Source organism: Pseudomonas sp. 37 R 15 (assembly GCF_900004865.1).
In the GTDB taxonomy this organism is placed as follows: Bacteria; Pseudomonadota; Gammaproteobacteria; order Pseudomonadales; family Pseudomonadaceae; genus Aquipseudomonas; species Aquipseudomonas fluorescens_AM.
In genome coordinates, this window is the sequence record NZ_CVTV01000051.1 from 1 (window position 1) to 347 (window position 347).

The following is a 347-nucleotide window of genomic DNA, read 5'->3' on the forward strand; positions in this document are numbered from 1 at the left end:
CGCAGGCGTCGTAGCCGTAGCGCAAGGTGCCCCAGCCTTGATGTTCGGCAGTGAGGCGGTTTTGTTTGTCGTACTCGTAGGCCAGCGCCCAGTGACCGTCTTCGACGCTGAGGAGGTTGCCTTGGCGGTCGTAGGCATAATCAATAATGCTGTCATCGGGCAGAGTTTTTCGTACGAGGCGACCGGCATGGTCGCGCTCGTATTGGGTAACGAGCTGACTACCGTCGTCGCCGTGTTCGGTCTTTTCCAGCAGGTTGCCGTTGAGGTCGTAGGCGTAGGCAGTGCGTTGGCCGTCGAAGCCGGTTTCCTGTCGGATCAGGCCGTTGGGGTGGTAGTCCAGTTGATAG

1 protein-coding gene is annotated in these 347 nt (G+C 59.4%); it reads right to left on the minus strand.

Going from position 1 to position 347, the window contains the following annotated elements; translation table 11 throughout:
* Positions 1-347 (minus strand): RHS repeat domain-containing protein (locus BFQ04_RS30030; RefSeq protein ID WP_256544590.1); only part of this gene is annotated, 347 nt, incomplete at both ends.